21 protein-coding genes are annotated in these 19,595 nt (G+C 70.7%); 11 read left to right on the top strand and 10 right to left on the bottom strand.

Annotated elements, in window-relative coordinates:
• Positions 1-145: 145 nt before the first annotated feature.
• Genes ACIBG8_RS18095 through ACIBG8_RS18085 form a run of 3 tightly spaced genes read right to left on the bottom strand, consistent with a single transcriptional unit; the run spans position 146 to position 4,535 of the window.
• Positions 146-1,645 (bottom strand): 2-oxo acid dehydrogenase subunit E2, encoded by a 1,500-nt coding sequence (locus ACIBG8_RS18095; protein ID WP_397343874.1) that lies wholly within the window; start codon positions 1,643-1,645, stop codon positions 146-148.
• Between the two features lie 29 nt (positions 1,646-1,674).
• Positions 1,675-3,039 (bottom strand): dihydrolipoyl dehydrogenase, encoded by a 1,365-nt coding sequence (gene lpdA, locus ACIBG8_RS18090; protein ID WP_397343873.1) that lies wholly within the window; start codon positions 3,037-3,039, stop codon positions 1,675-1,677.
• Positions 3,040-3,086: 47 nt separating this feature from the next.
• The gene (locus tag ACIBG8_RS18085; RefSeq protein WP_397343872.1) at positions 3,087-4,535 is read right to left on the bottom strand and encodes a leucyl aminopeptidase; all 1,449 of its coding nucleotides are present in this window, start codon (positions 4,533-4,535) and stop codon (positions 3,087-3,089) included.
• Positions 4,536-4,649: 114 nt separating this feature from the next.
• On the opposite strand from ACIBG8_RS18085, the gene ACIBG8_RS18080 reads away from it, so the two are divergent.
• The 3 genes from ACIBG8_RS18080 (at position 4,650) to ACIBG8_RS18070 (ending at position 6,941) form a co-directional block, all read left to right on the top strand.
• Entirely contained in the window at positions 4,650-4,997 is a 348-nt protein-coding gene (locus ACIBG8_RS18080; protein WP_397343871.1) for a GntR family transcriptional regulator, read from the top strand.
• Positions 4,994-5,992 carry a hypothetical protein gene (locus ACIBG8_RS18075; protein ID WP_397343870.1) on the top strand — a complete coding sequence of 333 codons (999 nt, stop codon included), beginning with the start codon at positions 4,994-4,996 and terminating at the stop codon, positions 5,990-5,992. The genes ACIBG8_RS18080 and ACIBG8_RS18075 overlap by 4 nt, the downstream gene beginning before the upstream one ends.
• 91 nt (positions 5,993-6,083) lie before the next feature.
• A complete protein-coding gene (locus ACIBG8_RS18070) occupies positions 6,084-6,941 on the top strand; it encodes a lysostaphin resistance A-like protein (RefSeq protein WP_397343869.1) in 858 nt (285 codons plus the stop codon).
• On the opposite strand, the gene ACIBG8_RS18065 is transcribed toward ACIBG8_RS18070, so the two are convergent.
• Together ACIBG8_RS18065 and ACIBG8_RS18060 are read right to left on the bottom strand one after the other, a co-directional pair.
• Entirely contained in the window at positions 6,922-7,632 is a 711-nt protein-coding gene (locus ACIBG8_RS18065) for an adenosylcobinamide-GDP ribazoletransferase (RefSeq protein ID WP_397343868.1), read from the bottom strand. The genes ACIBG8_RS18070 and ACIBG8_RS18065 overlap by 20 nt on opposite strands.
• Positions 7,632-8,129, bottom strand: a complete 498-nt coding sequence (locus tag ACIBG8_RS18060) for a tetratricopeptide repeat protein (protein WP_397343867.1) — start codon at positions 8,127-8,129, stop codon at positions 7,632-7,634. Before ACIBG8_RS18060 ends, ACIBG8_RS18065 begins: the two co-directional genes overlap by 1 nt.
• Positions 8,130-8,151: 22 nt before the next feature.
• On the opposite strand from ACIBG8_RS18060, the gene ACIBG8_RS18055 reads away from it, so the two are divergent.
• A complete protein-coding gene (locus ACIBG8_RS18055; protein ID WP_397343865.1) occupies positions 8,152-8,952 on the top strand; it encodes an ABC transporter ATP-binding protein in 801 nt (266 codons plus the stop codon).
• Positions 8,953-9,073: 121 nt separating this feature from the next.
• Here ACIBG8_RS18055 and ACIBG8_RS18050 read toward each other — a convergent pair whose 3' ends face one another.
• Positions 9,074-10,099 carry a bifunctional adenosylcobinamide kinase/adenosylcobinamide-phosphate guanylyltransferase gene (locus tag ACIBG8_RS18050; RefSeq protein WP_397343864.1) on the bottom strand — a complete coding sequence of 342 codons (1,026 nt, stop codon included), beginning with the start codon at positions 10,097-10,099 and terminating at the stop codon, positions 9,074-9,076.
• A 4-nt stretch (positions 10,100-10,103) separates the two neighbouring features.
• Positions 10,104-10,781 (bottom strand): SCO2322 family protein, encoded by a 678-nt coding sequence (locus ACIBG8_RS18045; RefSeq protein WP_397343863.1) that lies wholly within the window; start codon positions 10,779-10,781, stop codon positions 10,104-10,106.
• An 83-nt stretch (positions 10,782-10,864) separates the two neighbouring features.
• Between ACIBG8_RS18045 and ACIBG8_RS18040 the strand changes: the two genes are divergently transcribed.
• Positions 10,865-11,071, top strand: coding sequence for a hypothetical protein (locus ACIBG8_RS18040; protein ID WP_397343862.1), 207 nt, complete (start codon positions 10,865-10,867; stop codon positions 11,069-11,071).
• A gap of 48 nt (positions 11,072-11,119) precedes the next feature.
• Here the strand turns inward: ACIBG8_RS18040 and ACIBG8_RS18035 are convergent, their stop codons facing one another.
• Positions 11,120-12,118 (bottom strand): aldo/keto reductase family protein, encoded by a 999-nt coding sequence (locus ACIBG8_RS18035; RefSeq protein ID WP_397343861.1) that lies wholly within the window; start codon positions 12,116-12,118, stop codon positions 11,120-11,122.
• 101 nt (positions 12,119-12,219) lie between these two features.
• On the opposite strand from ACIBG8_RS18035, the gene ACIBG8_RS18030 reads away from it, so the two are divergent.
• Positions 12,220-13,227 (top strand): SMI1/KNR4 family protein, encoded by a 1,008-nt coding sequence (locus ACIBG8_RS18030; RefSeq protein ID WP_397343860.1) that lies wholly within the window; start codon positions 12,220-12,222, stop codon positions 13,225-13,227.
• A 10-nt stretch (positions 13,228-13,237) separates the two neighbouring features.
• The gene (locus tag ACIBG8_RS18025; protein ID WP_397343859.1) at positions 13,238-14,104 is read left to right on the top strand and encodes an SMI1/KNR4 family protein; all 867 of its coding nucleotides are present in this window, start codon (positions 13,238-13,240) and stop codon (positions 14,102-14,104) included.
• A gap of 263 nt (positions 14,105-14,367) precedes the next feature.
• Here the strand turns inward: ACIBG8_RS18025 and ACIBG8_RS18020 are convergent, their stop codons facing one another.
• Positions 14,368-16,239, bottom strand: coding sequence for a multicopper oxidase family protein (locus ACIBG8_RS18020; RefSeq protein ID WP_397343858.1), 1,872 nt, complete (start codon positions 16,237-16,239; stop codon positions 14,368-14,370).
• 122 nt (positions 16,240-16,361) lie between these two features.
• On the opposite strand from ACIBG8_RS18020, the gene ACIBG8_RS18015 reads away from it, so the two are divergent.
• Entirely contained in the window at positions 16,362-16,835 is a 474-nt protein-coding gene (locus tag ACIBG8_RS18015; protein WP_397343857.1) for a hypothetical protein, read from the top strand.
• Between the two features lie 37 nt (positions 16,836-16,872).
• On the opposite strand, the gene ACIBG8_RS18010 is transcribed toward ACIBG8_RS18015, so the two are convergent.
• Entirely contained in the window at positions 16,873-17,484 is a 612-nt protein-coding gene (locus ACIBG8_RS18010) for a DUF3043 domain-containing protein (RefSeq protein WP_397343856.1), read from the bottom strand.
• 125 nt (positions 17,485-17,609) lie between these two features.
• Here ACIBG8_RS18010 and ACIBG8_RS18005 point away from each other — a divergent pair, with 125 nt between their 5' ends.
• From ACIBG8_RS18005 to htpX, 3 genes are read left to right on the top strand one after another with little or no spacing between them, the layout of a single operon-like run.
• The gene (locus ACIBG8_RS18005; protein WP_397343855.1) at positions 17,610-18,422 is read left to right on the top strand and encodes a PspA/IM30 family protein; all 813 of its coding nucleotides are present in this window, start codon (positions 17,610-17,612) and stop codon (positions 18,420-18,422) included.
• On the top strand, positions 18,419-18,697 hold the full coding sequence (locus tag ACIBG8_RS18000) for a hypothetical protein (RefSeq protein ID WP_397343854.1): 279 nt from the start codon (positions 18,419-18,421) through the stop codon (positions 18,695-18,697). Before ACIBG8_RS18005 ends, ACIBG8_RS18000 begins: the two co-directional genes overlap by 4 nt.
• 3 nt (positions 18,698-18,700) lie before the next feature.
• Complete coding sequence (gene htpX / locus ACIBG8_RS17995; protein ID WP_397343853.1) at positions 18,701-19,594, top strand: zinc metalloprotease HtpX; 894 nt, start codon at positions 18,701-18,703, stop codon at positions 19,592-19,594.
• Position 19,595 lies beyond the last annotated feature (1 nt).

Genomic DNA, 19,595 nt, shown 5'->3' with positions numbered 1-19,595 from the left:
GCCCCGGCGGGGGGGGGGGGGGGGTCGTCCCCGGCCGGTTTTTTTTGCTCGGGGGGGGGGGGGCGCCGGGCCCCCCCCCCCCCCCCCCCCACCCCCGGGGGGGGGGGGGCCCCCCCCCCCCCCCCCCGCCCCTCTCAGCGGAAAACTACGCGAGGCCCAGCTGCGCCTCGAAGCGGCCCTCTTCCAGGCGCTTCTTGATCGTGACCAGGAAGCGCGCCGCGTCCGCCCCGTCCACCAGGCGGTGGTCGTAGGTCAGCGCCAGGTACACCATCGAGCGCACCGCGATGACCTCGCCCTCAGGCGTGTCACGCACCACGGGACGCTTCACGACCGCGCCGGTCCCCAGCATGCCGACCTGCGGCTGGTTGAGGATCGGGGTGTCGAACAGCGCCCCGCGCGACCCGGTGTTGGTCAGCGTGAACGTGCCGCCCGTGATCTCGTCGGGCGTGACCTTGTTGGCGCGCGTGCGCTCGGCCAGGTCGGCCGTCTTGCGGGCGAGCCCGGCCAGGTTGAGGTCGCCGGCGTTCTTGATGACCGCCGCGATGAGGCCGCGCTCGGTGTCCACCGCGATGCCGAGGTGCTCGACGTCGAAGTAGGTCACCTCCATGGTCTCGTTGTTGATCGTGGCGTTCAGCTTCGGGTGCTGCTTGAGCGCCTCGATCGCGGCCATCTCGAAGAACGGCATGAACGACAGCTTGACGCCCTCGCGGCGCTGGAAGTCGGCCTTGGCCTGGTCGCGCAGGCGCGCGATCTTGGTGACGTCGACCTCGACGACCGTGGTGAGCTGCGCCGCGGTCTGCAGCGACTCCACCAGGCGCTTGGACATCGTCTGGCGCAGGCGCGACATCTTCTCCGTACGGCCGCGCAGGGTCGTGTCGACCTCGACGGCCTCGGGAGCGGCGGCCGGAGCGGCGGCGACCGGGGCGGCCGGAGCCTGGGCAGCGGGAGCCGCGGGAGCTGCCTGAGCCGGAGCTGCGGCGGCCGGAGCGGCGGCGGGCGCCGCTGCCTGCTCGCGCTGCGACTTGGCGGCCTCGAGCACGTCCTGCTTGCGGATGCGGCCACCGACACCGGTGCCGGTGAGCGCCTCCAGGTCGACGCCGTGCTCGTTGGCGAGCTTGCGCACCAGCGGCGTGACGTAGGGGCTGTCACCCGAGGAAGGCAGCGGCGACGGCGCGGCAGCCGGCGTCGTGGCGATCGGGGACGGCTGCGCCTGCTGCTGGAACGAGGCGGGCTGCGCCGGGGCAGGAGCCGGAGCCGGGGCCGGAGCAGGGGCGGGCGCGGGTGCCGGAGCGGGCGCAGGGGCCGGAGCCGGGGTGGGCTCGGGCTGCGGGATCGACGAGGCGGCAGGAGCGGGCTCAGGCTCGGCCTGGGCAGCGGGCGCCTCCTGCGCGGGGGCACCGGCCTGGCCGTTCTCGTCGATCACGGCAAGCTCGGCGCCGACCTCGACCGTCTCGTCCTCGGCCACGACAATCTTGGTGAGGATGCCCGCCGAAGGCGACGGGATCTCGGTGTCGACCTTGTCGGTCGACACTTCGAGGAGCGGCTCGTCGGCTTCGACGCGCTCGCCCTCCTTCTTCAGCCAACGGGTTACCGTGCCCTCGGTCACGCTCTCGCCGAGCTGGGGCATCTGTACAGAGACCGGCATCGTTTCTTCTCTCGCTATCGAGGGCTTTGTTAGTTGTGTACGTGAAGCGGCTTGCCGGCGAGGGCCAGCATGGCCTCGCCGACGGCCTCCGACTGCGTCGGATGCGCGTGGATCAGCTGGGCGACCTCGGACGGCAGCGCCTCCCAGTTGTAGAGGAGCTGCCCCTCGGTGACGAGTTCACCGATCCGGCGGCCCACCATGTGGACGCCCACGACCGGGCCGTCCTTCTGGGCGATGACCTTGACGGCGCCCGCGGTGCCGAGAATCTGGCTCTTGGGGTTGCCCGCCAGGTCGTAGACCTGCTCGACGATCTCCAGGCCGCGCTCGCGGGCCTGGGCCGAGGTGATGCCGACGGAGGCGACCTCGGGGTCGGAGTAGGTGATGCGCGGCACGCCGTCGTAGTCGATCGGCGGCGGGTTGAGCCCGGCGATGTGCTCGGCCACCAGGATGCCCTCGGCGAAGCCGGCGTGGGCGAGCTGCAGGGTCGGGATGAGGTCGCCGATCGCGTAGACGCCGGGCACCGAGGTCTGGCAGTGCTCGTCGACCGTGACGGTGCCGCGCTCGACGGCGATGCCCTGCTCCTCGAAGCCCATGCCGGAGGAGACCGCGCCGCGGCCCACGGCGACGAGCAGCAGCTCGGCGTCGAGGGTCTTGCCGTTGGCCAGGGTGACGATGACGCCGGTATCGGTCGTCTTGACGCCCTCGAAGTAGACGCCGAGCTCGTACTTGATGCCGCGGCGGCGGAAGGCGCGCTCCAGCAGCTTGGAGCTCGACTCCTCCTCCAGCGGCAGCAGGTGCGGCAGCGCCTCGACGATGGTGACCTCGGCGCCGAAGGAGCGGTAGACGCTGGCCAGCTCGACGCCGATGACGCCGCCGCCCAGCACGATCACCGAGGCGGGGACCCGTTCCATGCGGAGTGTGTGCTCGCTGGTGATGATCCGCTCGCCGTCGATGTCGAGGCCGGGCAGCGACCTGGGCGCCGAGCCGGTCGCGAGGACGATGTTGGCACCCTCGTAGACCTCGGAGCCGACCTGGATCTGCTTCGGGCCGACCAGCTTGCCCTCACCCTCGACGACGGTGACGCCGGCGGACTTCAACAGTCCCTGCACGCCCTTCCAGGCGCGCGTGACGATCTTGTCCTTGAACGCGTGCACGCCGGGGACGTCGATGCCGTCGAAGCGGGCCTTGACGCCGAAGCTCTCGCTCTCGCGCGTCTCGTCGGCGACCTCGGCGGAGTGCAGCAGGGCCTTGGTGGGGATGCACCCACGGTGCAGGCAGGTACCGCCGATCTTGTCCTTCTCGATCAGCGCGACGGTCTTGCCCAGCTCTGCCGCCCGCAGCGCGCAGGCGTAGCCGCCGCTACCGCCACCTAGGACGACGATGTCATAGGCCACAGGAAAGCTCCTTGTCGGAATGTGATGCCGTCATCTTTTCACTTGTTTCAGGCGCTTGCGTGCCGCTCGGCGAGTCCGATGAGTGTGCGGGTGATGGCGCCGGTGCCGCCCTTGGGGGTGTAGCCGTGCGGCTCGCCCTTGTTGAACGCGGGTCCCGCCATGTCGATGTGCGCCCACTTGACGCCGTCCGGCACGAACTCGCGCAGGAAGATGCCCGCCGTGAGCATGCCGCCCCAGCGCTCGGGGTGCAGGTTGGCCAGGTCGGCGACGGGGGAGTCGAGACCCTTGCGCAGCTCCTCGGGCAGCGGCATGCCCCAGGCGCCCTCGCCCTGCTCGCCGGCGACCTCGACGACGAGGTCGCGGACGTCGTCGTCGTTGGACATGACGCCGGCCGTACGCCAGCCGAGGGCGACGATCTGCGCGCCGGTGAGGGTGGCGATGTCGACGATCAGGTCGGGGTTGTCCTCGGCCGCGCGGGCGATGCCGTCCATGAGGACCAGGCGGCCCTCGGCGTCGGTGTCGAGGACCTCGACGGTCTTGCCGCTGTAGCTGTGCAGCACGTCGGAGGGGCGCTGTGCCGTGCCGGAGGGCATGTTCTCGGCCAGGCAGAGGTAGCCGATGGCGTTGACCTTGAGCCCGAGCTTGGCGATGGCGACCAGCGCGCCGAAGACCGCGCCCGCGCCGCCCATGTCGGACTTCATCCAGTCCATGGAGGCGGACGGCTTGAGCGACAGGCCGCCCGAGTCGAACGTGATGCCCTTGCCGACGAAGGCCAGCGTCTTGGCGGCCTCGGGGTGGCTGTAGGAGAGGCGGACCAGGCGGGGCGGGTTGACCGAGCCCTGGCCGACGCCCACGATGCCGCCGTAGCCGGCGTCCTTGAGCTGCTTCTCGTCGAGCACCTCGACGGTCAGGCCGGCCTTGGTGCCGGTCTGCTCGGCGATCTCGGCGAACTTGCCCGGCCAGAGGTCCGACGGCGCGGTGTTGACCAGGTCACGGACCAGGGCGACGGACTCGGCGAGTACGGCGGCGCGGTCGGCGGAGCCCTCGCCCAGGACGGTCAGCTCGGCGACGGGCGCCTTGTCCTCGGAGCGGTACTTGCCGAAGGAGTAGGCGCCGAGCAGCGCGCCCAGCGAGACGGCCTCGGCCTCGCCGTCGGCGGACGCGGGCAGCGCGACGGCGGCCCGCTGCGTCCCCGCCAGGGCGCGTACGGCGGCGCCGGCGGCGCGGCGCAGGCCCTCCAGGTCGTGCGACTCACCCAGCCCCACGGCGACGAGCAGCGGAGCGGCGATCGCCCCGAACGTCGGGACCTTGGCCAGCTCGCCGGGCTTGCCGGAGAAGCCGACCGAGGTGAGGGAGTTGGCGAGCTTGCCGCCGAAGGCCGCGTCGAGCCCTTCCGCCGTGGGGGTCAGGCCATCGGGAGCGACGTGGAAACCGACGATCAGAGCGTCGGTGTCATATGAGACGGGGTCTGCTGAGTTCAGCCGCACTGTGGTCACGTAAACCGATGCTATCCAGGGTTTGTACCTAATCATAAACGAGGGTTCATCCCACCAATATGGAGCTACTTCAACTAGCGTCATTCGTGGAATGGTGCTAGCGTCATTGGCATCATGTTGCTGACGCTGGATCTCAACGACCCCCGGCCCCTCCACGAACAGGTCGCCGGGGCCATCAGGCGCGCGATCGGCGAGGGCGCCTACGCCGAGGGCGACCGCCTCCCGCCGGCCCGCGACCTGGCCGACGCGCTGGGCATCAACGCCAACACCGTGCTGCGCGCCCTGCGCGACCTTCGCGACGAGGGGCTGCTGGAGTTCAGGCGGGGGCGCGGCGTCAGCGTCGCCCGCCAGGCCGACGGCCGCGCCGTGATCGTCCAGCGGGCGCGTGAGCTGCTGGAAGAGGCCAAACGGTACGGCTACCGCCGTACGGACCTCATCGACATCATCAAGGAGTTGCCATGACCGAACGAAGTGAGGGCACGAATAGGCACGGCCCCAAGGTCGTCGGAGCCGTGTGGGGACTTCTCGTCACCGCCGTGCTCGTGACCGTCCCCCTGGCCCTGCGTGACCGGCTGCCCGACCCGCTCGCCGTCCACTGGTCGGGCGACGGTCCCGACCGGGCTGACACGCTGCTCATCGTGGCCGTCACGAGCCTGGCCGTCTGGCTGGTGAGCTGGGCGGTGCTCATGGGCCTGGCCCTGCACGGCGGGCTGTTCGCCCGCAGGCTCAGCCGGATGTACTGGTGGGGCTCGCTGTTCGGCATGGGCGTGTTCGCGGTCGGCATGCAGCTGTCCACGCTCTGGGCCAACCTCGACCGGCCGTCCTGGCAGGAGGCCGCGCTGCGCGGCGCCTCCCTGGTGGTCACGGTCGGCGGCGCGCTGGTCGCGGCCTTCGCCGCCGGATACCTGGGCAGGGGCGCCCCCGACCAGCCTCCGCTGCCCGGCGAGACGCCGCCGCAGCTCAAGCTGCGCGCGGGACAGCGTTCCGTGTGGGTCTCGCGGCTGACCAACCCCTGGCTCTCGCTCCTGGCCGCGCTCCCCGCCGTCGTGCTGGTGGTCATGGGTGTCCTGCAGCTGTTCGGTGTCGGCCGGCCCGCCGTCACCTGGGCGCTGCTGCCCGCGATGGCGATCCTCCTGGTGGCCGGGCTGCTGTGCTCGACGATCGCGGTGCGGGTCAGCGAGAACGGCGTGGCCGTCGGGTTCGGGCCGTTCGGGTGGCCGGTGCGCAGGATCCGCCTGTCGAAGATCGAGAAGGCGTGGTCGGAGCAGCGGTTCCCGAGCCAGGTCGGCGGCTGGGGGCTGCGCGGCCTGCCGGGCAGCGCGGCGATCATGCTGCGCGGCGGCGACTGCCTGGTGCTGCGGTACCGGTCCGGCGGGCAGCTCGTGATCAGCGTGGACGACGCGGCGCGCGGGGCCTCCCTGATCAACGCGCTGATCGAGGAGCGGGTGAGCTCATGACCCACCGGCACGAGCCCTTCCTCCCCGCCGATCCCCATCAGTGCCTCATGCTCACGCGCCGTCCCCCCTGACCGTGAAATGGAGTGTCCCCGTGCTTCGCGTTTTCCTGGCCGTCGCGTTCGGCCTGTCCTGGCTGGTCGCGCTTCCCCTCTGGCTCGGCGACGGGCTGGCCACGCCGTCCTTCGGGTTCCTGGCCGTGGTGATGATGTTCACGCCGACGCTGGGCGTGCTGGCCGTCTGGGCGCTCAGCCGTACGCCCTTCAAGCAGTGGGCGGCCGAGACCGGGCTCACCCTGGGCGGGTCGAAGGTCAGGACGGCGCTGCTCGTCGTGGGCGCCTGGGTCGGGGTGCCGGTGCTCATCGTGGCCGCCCAGCTGATCAGCGCCGGTCTCGGGCTGGTCTCGCTCGACCTGGCCGGTTTTAGCGTGCTGCGCGAGGTGCTGGGCGCGCGTGCTCCGGAGAATCTCGCTCCGGTGGCTGTCGCGCAGGTGGCCGGGGCCGTGATCGCCGGGCCACTGCTCAACGCGATCTTCACGTTCGGCGAGGAGTGGGGGTGGCGCGGGTGGCTGCTGCCGCGGCTGGTGGCCTCGCGCGGGGTGGTGGGCGGGCTGGTGCTGTCCGGGGTGATCTGGGGGGTGTGGCACGCGCCGCTGACGTTGCTCGGCTACAACTACCCCGGCCTGGGGCCGTGGGCGGCGCTGTACTTCGTCGGGTTCTGCGTACTCGCCGGGGTGGTCATGGGATGGTTGCGGCTGCGGTCCGGCAGCATCTGGCCCGCGGTGGTGGCGCACGCGTCGATCAACGCGGTGACCCCGGCGCTGCTGGTGGCGACCGGCGACGCGCAGTCGCCGCCGAACCTGGCCATCGCGGGTTTCACCGGGCTCGTCGGGTGGGGGTTGCTGGCCGTGCTGGGGTTCGCGTTGCTGAGGTTCAGCCCAGTAGAGCGGTGACGACGAGGGCGGTGGCGGTGGCGGTCTCCACGAGGGCGCCGAGCACGTCGCCGGTGACGCCGCCGAGCCTGCGGGTGGCGTGACGGAGAAGCAACAACGCCGCCCCGAGGCCCGCGGCAACAGCCAGGGGGAGCACGAAGGTCCACCCGGCGAGCGCGGCAGCAGCCATCACCACGATGGTGGCCGTCCATGCCAGCGCGGGCCGTACGGTGCCCGCGACCATCGCGCCGAGACCACCGGGACGTGCGGCGGGGACCCCGAACCTGCACGCCCACGTGAGCGCCAGCCGCCCGGTCACGCACGCGACCACCAGCGCCACCGGGCCCGCCTGCGCCACGGCCGCGACCTGGATGAGGAGCGTGCACACCAGCGCCACGACCCCGAACGGCCCGATATCCGATTTTTTCATGATGTCCAGCGCTTGAGCGGCCGGTTTGCCGCTCCCCAGCCCGTCCGCCAGATCGGCCAGGCCGTCCAGGTGCAGGCCGCGCGTGAGCGCGGCGAGCAGACCCACCGCCAGCGCCGCCCCCAGCAACCCCCGGTCGGCCAGCAGGGGGAGAGCCGCCACCAGCCCGAGCGCCAGCCCGACGACCGGCGCGAGCACCATGGCCCGCCCGGCGACCTCCCTGTCCACCCGGGTGACCCGCACGGGAAAGACGCTCAGCGTCCCCACCGCGAACCGCAGGCCCATCAGGACGTCTCCAGCAGCCGCAGCGCCGCCTCGGTGCCGGCGACCAGCTCGGGTTGCCCCTGGCGCAGCGCGAGCGCCTCCAGGAGCACCTCACGCGCCTCCTCGACCCGCCCCAGCTCCCCGAGCGTCTTCCCCAGGTGCTGCAGCGGGAAGGACACCATGTCCCCCACCGCCCCCCGCGCCAGCTCCAGCGCCTCCCGGAGGAGCTCTTCCGAGGTCCCGGCGTCGCCCGAATACCGGTGGGCGTCGGCCAGGTTGACCATCGCCGCCAGCCGCATCCGGTCGTTCTCCGCCAGCTCCAGCGCCTGACTCAGGCGCTTTTTGGCGGCCTCGTACTCGCCCAGCAGCAACAGCCCCACCCCCAGCGCGCGGAGCGTCGCGTAGTCCTCGGGGTCGCGCACGGCGGCCACGAGCGCGGCGAGCGCGTCCCGGTCGGTCGGGATCATGCGCTGCCGCTCGTCGTAGCCGGTGAGGCGGTTGATGTCCTGAAAGAGCACAACGGAACAATAAAGTGGCCGGATGCATGCGCTGGAACTGGACGGGGTCGTCGTCAAGGTGGTCGGCAGGACGCTGCTCGCCGGGATCGACTGGCGGGTGGAATACGGCGAGCACTGGGTGGTCCTCGGGCCGAACGGGGCCGGGAAGACGACGTTGCTGTCGCTGGCCTCCGCCGTACGTCATCCGACGGAGGGCACCGCGGCGGTCCTCGGGCACCGGCTGGGCAGCGTCGACCTGCGCGCCCTGCGCCGCCACATCGGGCTGGTCGCGGCCAGCCAGCGGCTGGTCGACGAGGACCTCATGGAGGAGGAAGGCGCCACGGCGCTCACCGTGGTGCTGACCGGGCACACCGGGACCAGCGCCCCGCTCTGGGACAAGTACGGCCCGGCCGAGCGCGAGCGGGCCCTGCGGATGCTGGCCGACCTGGGGTGCAAGGACCTGGCCGACCGGGCGTTCCGCGTGTGCTCGCAGGGGGAGCGGGCGCGGATCCGGGTGGCCAGGGCGTTGATGTCGGATCCGGCGGTGTTGCTGCTCGACGAGCCGTTCGCCGGGCTCGACCTGCCCGCGCGGGAGGACCTGATCGCGGCGATCGAGGACCTCGCGTCGACGCGGCCGGTGCTGACCACGGTGACGGTGACGCACCACCTGGAGGAGGTGCCCGCCACGACCACGCACGCGCTCCTCATGCGCGACGCCCGCGTGCAGGCGGCGGGGCCGGTGCGCGAGGTGCTCACGTCGGGGAACCTCTCGGAGTGCTTCGGGCGGCCTCTGCACGTCGACCACCTCGACGGCCGCTGGTACGCCCGAGCCCTGCGCCCCTAGACCCCACACCCACCGCCTCAAGAGCCTCAACACCCATCAGCCCGCCAAATCCGACACCTCAGCACCTCAAAGACCTCAAGGGCTCGGGGGGCTGGCGCTTGGCGAGTCTCCGGGGTCGCTTCTAGAGGCGCATGACCCGTCCGGCGATCACCAGCGTCACGTCCTCGGACTCGGCGGCCAGGCGCTGGTTGAGGGCGCCCAGGGCGTCGCGGAACGCTCTGCCGCTGGAGGTGGACGGCACTACGCCCAGCCCCACCTCGTCCGAGACCGCCACGATGCGGGTCGGCGCGTGCCGCCACGCGGTCACGAGCTCGTCGCAACGCTCCGCCAGCCGTTCCCCGTCCGTCCACATGACCGAGGCGATCCAGGTGCCCAGCCCGTCGATGAGGAGCGGCGTGGTGGCCTTCTCGATCGCCCCAGCCAGGTCCGTGGTCTCCAGGGTGGCCCACCGGGCGGGCCGCCGCGTCTGGTGGGCCTCGACGCGGGCGCGCCACTCGGGGTCGTCCTCGCCGCTCGGACCTGTGGCGACATACGTGACGTGCGGCTCAGCCAGCAGCCGCAGCTCCGCCTCGGCCGACTTGCCCGACCTCGACCCGCCGAGCACCAGCGCCCGCCTCGCCACGGGGGGTTCGGTGGCTGATTGCCGGGTGTCGACGACCGTCCCGTCGGGTACGGCTCGCGCCCCCCAATACGCCAGCCTCCGGGCCAGCTCCTCCTCCGAGCGCACCCGGTGATCCACGCCCACCGCGAACACCCGCGTGGCGGGCGTGACGAGCCCCCGCGCCCGAAGCCCGGCCAGCAGCCCGGGAAGCCCGTCGAGATCAGCCACAACCACCTCGAAAGCCCCCGCCACGCCCGCAGATCCGGCCACGCCCGCAAACGAGGCCGTGTCCGTAGGCCGGGCCGCGCCCGCAGATCCGGCCACGTCCGTAGACCCTGGCACGTCCGTAGATCCGGCCGCTTCTGCGGTGCTCGCCCTGTGGAAGAGCAGGCCGGGGTGGGCGGCGTCCGGGTCGAGGCGGACGCCGTCCACGACGATCTCGGTCGGGCGGCGGTGGCCCTGCGGGAGCCCGCCGCACGAGGCGCACGGGCACCCGGGTTCCGGCCAGCCGCTCGGCCCCGCCGTACCGAGGAATTCGATCAGCACCCGATCAGGATGACACCTTCGTGCGGCGGCGGGTGGCGACGAAGGCTCCACCCGCGAGCAGCACGACCGCGCCCGCACCGCCCAGGATCCACCCCATCGGCAGCCCGCCACCGGCGGCCTCCTGCTGGGCGGGCGCGTCGGCCAGCGGCGTGCCGCCCTTCTCCTTCGACGGGTAGTCGTTGATCGCCAGCGGCACCCCCTTGTCGTCCACCCGCGCCTTGGCGGCCAGCGCGAGCAACTGCGTGGCCGTCGCGCTCTCCGCGCCGTTCACGCACTTCAGCAGCGCTGCCGAGGGCGGCTGCTCGCCGGGGTAGGCGTCGCTGTCCGCGTCGCCGAAGTCCACGGCGATCACGACCCGCTTGTGCCCCGACGCGGCGGGATCCTTACCGCAGACGGCCTCGAAGGCGGGCATCTCACCGCCCGGCGGTTCCGTGGCCGTGCCGTCAGGAGAGGCGGAGAAGCGCCAGCCGATGACGGAACCGTCGTCCGGGACGTCGGTGACCGCCGTGGCCAGCCACGCCGTGCCGTCGCTCTCCCACAGGCTCCACAGCCGGGGGACGTTCGGGTCGGGCGCGCCGGGAACGGGGCCGCCCGGTGCGATGGACGGATCGGCGAGGGCGGGGGCGGACATGAGCAGTGTCGCGGCGATGGCGAATCCGGCGACACGGAATGCGCGCAGCATCGATTGACCTCCATGCTCGGGAGTAGGGTTCTCGTGCCGTCGGAGGGTGCGCCGGCGAACCCGCGGAAAAAGGAGCGTATGGCATGACATGGCGATGGCGTTATGAAAATGCAAATGGTGGTGAGGTAACAGATCGCCCTTTGCCGCGCGAGGTTTTCCCGAGCCAGGCAGACGCCGAGTCCTGGCTCGGCGAGAACTGGCGTGAGCTGCTGGAAGGCGGCGTCGAGCAGGTCGCGCTGCTCGAAGAGGACCGCGTTGAATACGCGGGAATGTCATTGAGACCCGAGTAATGGAAAAAGCCCCGTGTGACACACGGGGCTTTTCTTTATGAACGTGAATTACGGGCGGGTGGCCGGGCTGACGGTCTTGGCCGGGTCGCGCTCGACGACCGGGTCGAGGATCTCGTCGATGCGCTTCATCACGTCGGCTTCGAGCTTCACGCCCGCCGCCTTGACGTTGTCGCGCACCTGCTCGGGCCTGGTCGCCCCGACGATCGCGCTGGCGACGTTCTTGTTCTGCAGCACCCACGCGACGGCCAGCTGCGCCATCGTCAGGCCCAGGTCGTCGGCGACGGGCTTGAGCTGCTGGACGCGGGTGAGCACGTCGTCGTTGAGCATCGACTTGATGAAGTTGCCGCCGCTCGGGTCGGTGGCGCGCGAACCGGCCGGAGCGGGCTGGCCTGGCAGGTACTTGCCGGTGAGCACACCCTGCGCGATCGGCGACCACACGATCTGGCTGACGCCCTCCGCCTCGCTCAGCGGCACGACCTCGGACTCGATGACGCGCCAGAGCATGGAGTATTGCGGCTGGTTCGAGATGATCCGGTCGAAGCCCATGTCGTCGGCGATCTTCAGCGCCTGGGCGATCTGGTCGGCCGTCCACTCGCTGACGCCGACGTAGAGGACCTTGCCCTGGCGTACCAGGTCGTCGAAGGTCTTCAGCGTCTCTTCCAGCGGCGTCGCGTAGTCGAAGCGGTGGGCCTGGTACAGGTCGACGTAGTCGGTCTGGAGGCGGCGCAGCGAGGCGTGGATGGACTCGGTGACGTGCTTGCGCGACAGGCCGCGGTCGTTCTGACCCGGGCCGGTCGGCCAGTAGACCTTGGTGAAGATCTCCAGCGACTCCCTGCGCACGCCGTGCAGCGCGCGGCCGAGAACCTCTTCCGCCTTGGTGCCCGCGTAGACGTCAGCGGTGTCGAAGGTGGTGATGCCCTCGTCGAGCGCCGCCTTCACGCACTCCTTGGCGGCGTCCTCCTCGACCTGGGAGCCGTGGGTGATCCAGTTGCCGTAGCTGATCTCGCTGATGCGGAGGCCGCTGCGGCCGAGGTGACGGAATTCCATGCATACGACTTTATCGGCATGCGGAACGTCACCCTGCGTGCGGGCGCAAGATCACCCCGAACCGCCTCTGTCGTCGGACAAAACCCGATATCTATTGATCTGTGCTGAAGCTCGTCAGGGCGGTTCTCACCGCGGCCGTCCTCGCTGCCATCGTCGTACGGCTGCGCCGCCGCTCGTCGGGCGCGCGCCCGGAACCGGTGGCTCAGCCTGCTCCGGTGCGCGGGCGTTCGTGGACGTTGTGGGCGGCGTTGGTCGCGGCGGCGCTGGTGCTGGGCGGCTGCGCCCAGTTCTTCGAGACGTGGACGTTCGCCAAGCCGACGGCCGCCGTGGCACCTGCGGGCTGCGCGGGATCGGAGTGCAAGTACGCCATCTTCGTGAGGGAGCGAGATTCTCCGGAGCCCGCCGACACCTCGGACCCGGAGCCGGTCGCCCCCGATCCGTCGCCCCTGGAGCCGGTCGACTCCGACGGGAACGTCGACTACGTGCCCGACTTCCCGCGCGAGGCCGGGTGCGATCCGCCTGTGCGCGCGCCTGCCGTACGACCAGTGACGGCCAAGGTGCGGAAGGCGGTCGACCGGCAGTGGCGGCGGATCGAGGCCTGGCTGCGCGTGCACGCGCCCAGGACCCACGCCCGGCTCGCCCCGCCCGCCTCACCCGGCGACATTGCCAAGGCTGAGGCCAAGCTGGGGCTGCGCTTCCCCGACTCGCTGCGCGCCTCGCTGCTCAGGCACGACGGCAGCAGCGAGAGCGGCTTCGGCTTCCTCGGGCACTGGAACATGTCTGTGGAGGAGATCGTCCACACCTGGACGATGATGTGCGAGATCGACCCCGGCGACGAGGGGGACCCGCGCAACTCGTGGTGGAGCTCCAGGATGATCCCGTTCGGCGACTTCGGGGACGGGGGCAACCTGGTGCTGGACTCCGTGGTCGGCGACGTCGGCTGGTACTTCAACGAGGAAGGCACGTCGTTCGCGCCGGAGGACCCGTGGCGGCGGTCGTACTACGCGTTGCTGAAGTGGACGGCCGACGTGCTGGAGAAGGGCGGCGACCTGGACGGGTGGGTGCCAGAGGTGGAGGAGGGGGAACTGGCATGGGAGCTTCCCGACTAGGGTGCGACGGGTGCTGAGTCTCGTACGGCTGGCGCTGACCGCCGCGGTGATGGTCGCGATAGCCCTCCGCCTGCGCCGCCGCCCACCTGCCGCCGTGGTGATCCCCGCGCCTGCGCCTGAGCCGCGGCGGCGGGTGTGGATCGTGGTGTTGCTCGCGTGCGTCGTGGTGGCGCTGATGATCGCGGCCGGGGTGTACGCCATGGCCAGAGCCGCCGACGGCGGCACCGGCGGATCCCGCGCCGAAGCCCCGCCAGCCGTTTCCCGCACAGAAACCCCGCTTGGAACGGGCACCCCACCTGGGACGGGAAGCCCGTCGGGGCCGCAGACCTCCGCTTTCCCCACCACCAACCCACCGACCTCAGCCACCGGCACGCCGACCCCTGGCGCTGTATCGGACCCGTGCGCGCCCACCCGCCGACCGCTGGCGATCCGCCCCCTCGACCCCTCCGTACGGCGGGCCGTCAACCGCCAGTGGCACAGGATCGAACGCTGGCTCCAGACGAACGCACCCAAGTCGTACGCGGTCCTGACGTCACCGGGGAGGGCACGGACGATCGCGATCGCCGAGTCGCAGACAGGCCTCGACTTCCCCGACGACCTCCGCGCCTCCCTCCTGCGCCACAACGGCGGCTTCCCCCTGCCGGGCGGAGGGACGAGAAGCATCCGCGAGATCCGCGACGAGTGGCGCGCCACCTGCACGTCGAATGCCGCCACCCTCCCCTTCGCCCCAGGCCAACCCCCACTGTCGGAGGCCGGTGCTTACTACGCCTTCCTGAGCACAACCGCCGACGCACTGGAAGGCAGACACCCCCTGAACGGCTACCTCCCCAAGGCATCACGAGGCCGCCTGACCTGGCACCCCACAACAACCCCGTGACCAGCCCCAAGGGCCGCACCACCGCGTGAGACCCGCGGCCCGTGAGACCCGCTCCTGGGACGCGGCGGCCCGCGACGCCCGGTCCCACGACGCGGCGGCCCGCGACGCCCGGTCCCACGACGCCCGGCTTCGTGCGGCGGGAGCCCCCTCTCGTGTCTTTGAAGCTCTCGGGTCTTCAAAGGGAGGGTCGGTCAAGTGAGGGGCACTCCCTCGAAAGCCCTGGCCACTCAGAGGGGTGGTCCTCGGAACCCCCCAGAAGGCGGTTAGCGGTTGTCGGTGAGGAAATGGGGGTGGTGGTCGTGGGCCCCCCGCAGGGCCAGCACCGCCGGGGGGAAGACGACCAGCGGCCGCATCATCCCCTCGTCCTGGTGTTCCAGCAGATGGCAGTGGTACGCATACCGCCCCGACCCGCCCTTGAAGCGTCCCGCGACCTTCACCGCCTCCGCCTGACCCACCCTGACGACGTCCTTCCACCCCTGCTCGTTGGGGTCCACGACACCCGGTCCCGTACGCGCCAGCGGCCTGCGAGTCGTCCCGCCCGCGATGTCGATGCCGGAAATGTCGTAAATGTCACGGGAAAGGAGCTGGAAGCGCATCAGGTGGATGTGCATCGGGTGCAACGCCGGCGCCACGTTGAGGAACGTCCACACCTCCCACCCGCCCACCGCGGCGAAGAAGTTGACCTGGTCATCCGGCATCCGCGCGATCCGCCGATACGTCCTCCCGTCGACCTGCACCACCCCCTCCGCCCCAGGCGTGGCAGCCGGGTCCTCCTCCATCTCCCACATCTGCGCGTGGTCCCCGCCCCCGACCATCGTCAGCACCAGCCGGTGCCCGTGATCGGCGGGAATGTCGTCGTGCGTCGTCCGCCTGAAGCTAGGGGACACCACGGCAGGCAGCGTGAACCCGTCGTTCGGCCGCCGATCAGCCACCCTGAACTGCATCACCTCGGGAAACGGGATGTTCGCCGACGGCGCAGGCGCCCCAGGCGCGACCCCGGGAGCGGTGTTGACCAGCTTGACCCGCTTCCCGCGTAACGCCCTGAAGTCGACCAGCAGGTCCGCCCGCTCCGCCGGAGACAGCACCAGCGCCCCGTCCAAGGAAACCGGCGAAGGCAGCAGCCCGCCGTCCGACCCGATCTGCTTGACCGCACCCACCACCGGCTGCCCCGTGCTCTCGTCGACGAGCTGCAACCGGTAGGTGCGCGCGTTGGAGGCGTTGAGCACCCGGAACCGGTACCAGCGTGGATCAACGTCCAGGTAAGGCCAGATCACCCCGTTGACCAGCGTGTACGGCCCGGCGAACGCCCTGGTCACCACCTTCGGGCTGGTCGCGGTGATCTGCACCTTGTGCAGCAGGTCGCCGGTCAGCAGCCCGTCCGCCGTGGTGTCCAGGTTGCGGTCGCACAGGATCAGCGGGATCTCCTGCCTGCCCCGCGGCAGCCCGAGCGCCTCCTCCTCGTCGTCCCTGATCAGGTAAGCGCCGAGCAGCCCCGAGAACACCGTCCACGTGCCCACGTGCATCCCGTGGTCGTGGTACCAGAGGGCGGTGGACGGCTGGTCGTTCAGGTACTCGACGGCCTGCGTCTCCCCGCTCGCCAGGCCGTTCTCCGACCACCCGTCGTTGCCGGCGCCGGTGATCGCGCCGTGCAGGTGCACCACCAGCCACGGCGGGATCGCCGCCACGTCAGCCCTGGGCGTGGCGCCGTCGCGTCCTGGCTGGTTGACCGGGACCGCGGGCCCCGCGGGCACCTGGACGGCCGTGACGGGCACGTTCTCGCCCTCGATGCGGTTGGTCCAGCCGACGCGCACCTTCTGGCCGCGCCGTACCTCGATCGTCGGGCCGGGAAAGCAGCCCTCGTACGTCCACAGCCGCGTCGGCGGCAGTTGCGAGTGCAGCCGCCTGCGCACCGAGCGCATCTCCAGCGTGACTTCCCTCGCCCGCGGCCTGAGCACCGGCGGAACAGGCAGCGCGTCCGCGAACGGTGTCAGCGTGGCTGTGCTCGGCGCGTCGACGCCGGGCAGGTCGGTGGCCGGTTCGATGAGTGGTTCCGCTGCCTCGGCGCGGTTCGCCGTCGCGATGGTCGCTGCCGTCCCCACGGCAACACCGAGGAATCCCCGTCTGCTCGTCTTCACTTGTCACTCCCCGTTGATCTTCCTTGCTCTCCCCAACGGGTGTGACGTTCTTTACACCGGGGTGGTTGGCAAGATCATCGGGAAATCAGAAGTTTCACGAGGCTTGGGATAGGGTGCGCCTGGTGTCGCGAAGATCTCTTGGTGTACGGCTTGCGCTGGCCGTCCTCGCCGCCGCCCTGGCCGCAGCCGCCGCACTCGCCTTACTGAGAAGGCGGAGAACACCGCTCAGGGAGCCAGAAACTCCCGAGGTCGTGGCGTCGTGGCCGCCGGTGCCCGTGCTGGGGAGGCCTACCGAGGCGGATCTGGCGCGTTACGACAAGCCGCCGCCGAAACCGCCGCGCCTGCCCGACCTGCCGCTCCCGAGCCTGCCCGAGGAGCCCGTGGCGCGCCGCAGGGTGCAGCGCTGGGCGGCCGTGGTCGTCGTGCTGGGCCTGCTCTTCTGCGCGCAACAGTGGCTGGAGAACTCTGTCTTCCCGCACTATGACGAGTCCACCACCGAGAACTACGAGGTCACGTGGGAGCCGTCCTTCAGCTGCCAGGCACCGGCAGAGCCCGGCTGGGAAGAGGTTTTCGCCGCCGCATGTGGTAGCGACTGACCTTCTTTTCCTGTACGGCGGGAGCCGTACAGGAAAGTCACTTCTTCGGAGGGACCGGCTTGCCGCCAGGAAGCACCTGCGGCGGCGGGAAGCGGAGCTTGCGGATCTGCAGCGCCCGCATGGCCGCGTAGAACCCGACCCCCTTCATGCTCTCCCCGGGAAGCTTGGCCGCGGCCTCGCGCTTCACCTTCCACGCCACGTAGACCGAGGTGAACAGCACGCCGAACATCATCAGCGGCCACCCGATCGTGATGACCCAGCCGAGCACCACGTTGCGGATCTCGGTGGGCCACGGGATCCAGGTGGCGACCAGGATCAGCAGCGAGAACGGCAGGAAGTACTGGCTCGGCAGCCGCCGGGAGTCAACCCATTCGCGGGCGAACTTCTTCGCAGGACCGCGGTCGCGGGCCGGGAAATACTTCTCGTCGCCGGCCAGCATGCCCTTGCGAGCCCTGTCCCGGTCGGCGGCCTGCTTGGCCCTGGCGACCTTGTAGGCCTCTTTGCGGTCCTTGGGAGCCGTGACCGGCCGGCGGCGTGAGCCTTCGGCGTCCCGGCGCTTGGGAGTAGGACGTCCCTTGCCCTGGGGCTTAGGATCGTCAGCGGGGACGGGGGTGTCGTCCACGGAGGTTTGGGATCGGCGTCGCAACACGCGTTAACCCTACCTGGACTGCAACTTAGTGACGCCTCCGTGCGTTATGCGTAGGGTAATCCCAAGGCGGCTGCGCTGCAGTGGGTGACCAACAGCACGACCTAAGAAGGGGACGGCCGACGCGCATGAGCGTGATGAAGAGACTTTCAATGATCTTCAAGTCCAAGGCCAACAAGGCCCTGGACAAGATGGAGGATCCGCGCGAGACCCTTGACTACTCGTACCAGCGGCAGCTCGAGCTGCTGCAGAAGGTGCGCAGGGGGGTGGCCGACGTCGCCACTTCGCGCAAGCGGGTCGAGCTCCAGATGAACGGAATCGACGCGCAGGCCAAGCGCTATGAGGAGCAGGGCCGCAAGGCGCTGTCCGTCGGGCGTGAGGACTTGGCGCGTGAGGCGCTGCAGCGCAGGTCCAATCTGCAGACGCAGATGGCCGACCTCAAGTTGCAGCACGACAACCTGCAGGCCGAGGAGGAGAAGCTCACCACGGCTTCCCAGCGGCTCCAGGCCAAGGTGGACGCCTTCCGCACCAAGAAGGAGACCATCAAGGCGACCTACACCGCCGCCGAGGCGCAGACGCGCATCAACGAGGCGTTCTCCGGCATCTCCGAGGAGATGGGCGACGTGGGTCTCGCGATCCAGCGCGCCGAGGACAAGACGGCTCAGATGCAGGCGCGCGCAGGCGCCATCGACGAGCTGCTCGCCAGCGGTGCGCTCGACGACTTCACCGGCACCCGCGGCGACGACATCCAGGCCGAGCTCGACCGCATGGGCGGCGGCATGGACGTCGAGCTGGAGCTCGCCAGGATGAAGGCCGAGCTCGGCCAGGGCCCGGCGCCCAAGAGCGCCATCGAGCCCGGCCCGGCGCAGCCGGCCGCTCAGCCGCAGCCCCAGCAGGCTCCGCAGACGCAGCAGCTGCCCCACCCGGGGGAGGGCGCATGATCATCAGAGTCATGGGCGAAGGCCAGGTGGAGATCGCGGCTGACGACGTCGCCGTGCTCAACGAGCTCGACAGCGAGCTCGAATCCGCCATCGGCGCCGACGACGAGGAGAGATTCCGCGTCGCGCTGCACGCGCTGCTGGAGAAGGTCCGCCAGGTGGGCAAGGCCCTTCCCGACGACAGCCTTGAGCCGTCAGAGCTGATCCTGCCCCCCGCGGACGCCTCCATCGAGGAAGTCCGGGAGATGCTTGGCGACTCGGGGCTCATCCCGGGTTAGCCGATGGCTACCCGGTTCGCGTCGGACCGTGGCCTGACCAGGCGCATGGTTCTGACGATGTTCCTCATCGGGCTGCTGTACGTCGCCTTCGTGGCCGCTCTGATCGCCGTCGGCGTCGGAGCGATCACCGTGCTGTTGATCGCCGGCGGCTTCCTGCTGGTGCAGTACTTCCTGTCCGACAGGATCGCGTTGTTCGCGATGCACGGGCGGGAGGTCAGCCCGCAGGAGGCCCCCGAGCTGCACGGCATGATCGACCGGCTGTGCGCCATGGCCGACATGCCCAAACCCCGGGTGGCGATCGCCGACTCCGACGTCCCCAACGCGTTCGCCACGGGGCGGGACCAGAAACACGCCGTCGTGTGCGTGACGACGGGGATCATGCGGCGGCTGGAGCCGCAGGAGCTCGAAGGCGTGCTGGCGCACGAGCTCTCGCACGTCGCGCACCGCGACGTGGCGGTGATGACGATCGCGTCGTTCCTCGGGATCGTGGCCGGGCTGATGACCAGGTTCGCGCTTTACAGCGGGCTGGGGCGGAGCAGGGACTCCAACCAGGGCGGGCTGCCGGTCGGGCTGATCATCATGCTGGTGTCGATGGTCGTCTACGCGATCAGCTTCCTGCTCACGCGGGCGTTGTCGCGTTACCGGGAGCTGGCGGCCGACCGGGCGGGGGCGTTGCTCACGCAGCAGCCGTCGGTCCTGGCGAGCGCGCTGACCAAGGTGACCGGGGACATCGCGAGGATCCCGACGAGGGATCTGCGCGAGGCGCAGCCGTTCAACGCCTTCTACTTCACGCCGGCGCTGTCGGGGAAGAGCATCTCGTCGCTGTTCTCCACCCACCCGCCGTTGGAGCAGCGTCTGGAGCAACTGGCCCGCATCTCGGCGGAGCTGGGCCGATGAC

This window comes from Nonomuraea sp. NPDC050556 (assembly GCF_044457355.1).
In the GTDB taxonomy this organism is placed as follows: domain Bacteria; phylum Actinomycetota; class Actinomycetes; order Streptosporangiales; family Streptosporangiaceae; genus Nonomuraea.
The sequence above is the reverse complement of the archived record's forward strand: the minus strand, read 5'-3'. Positions and strand labels throughout refer to the sequence as shown.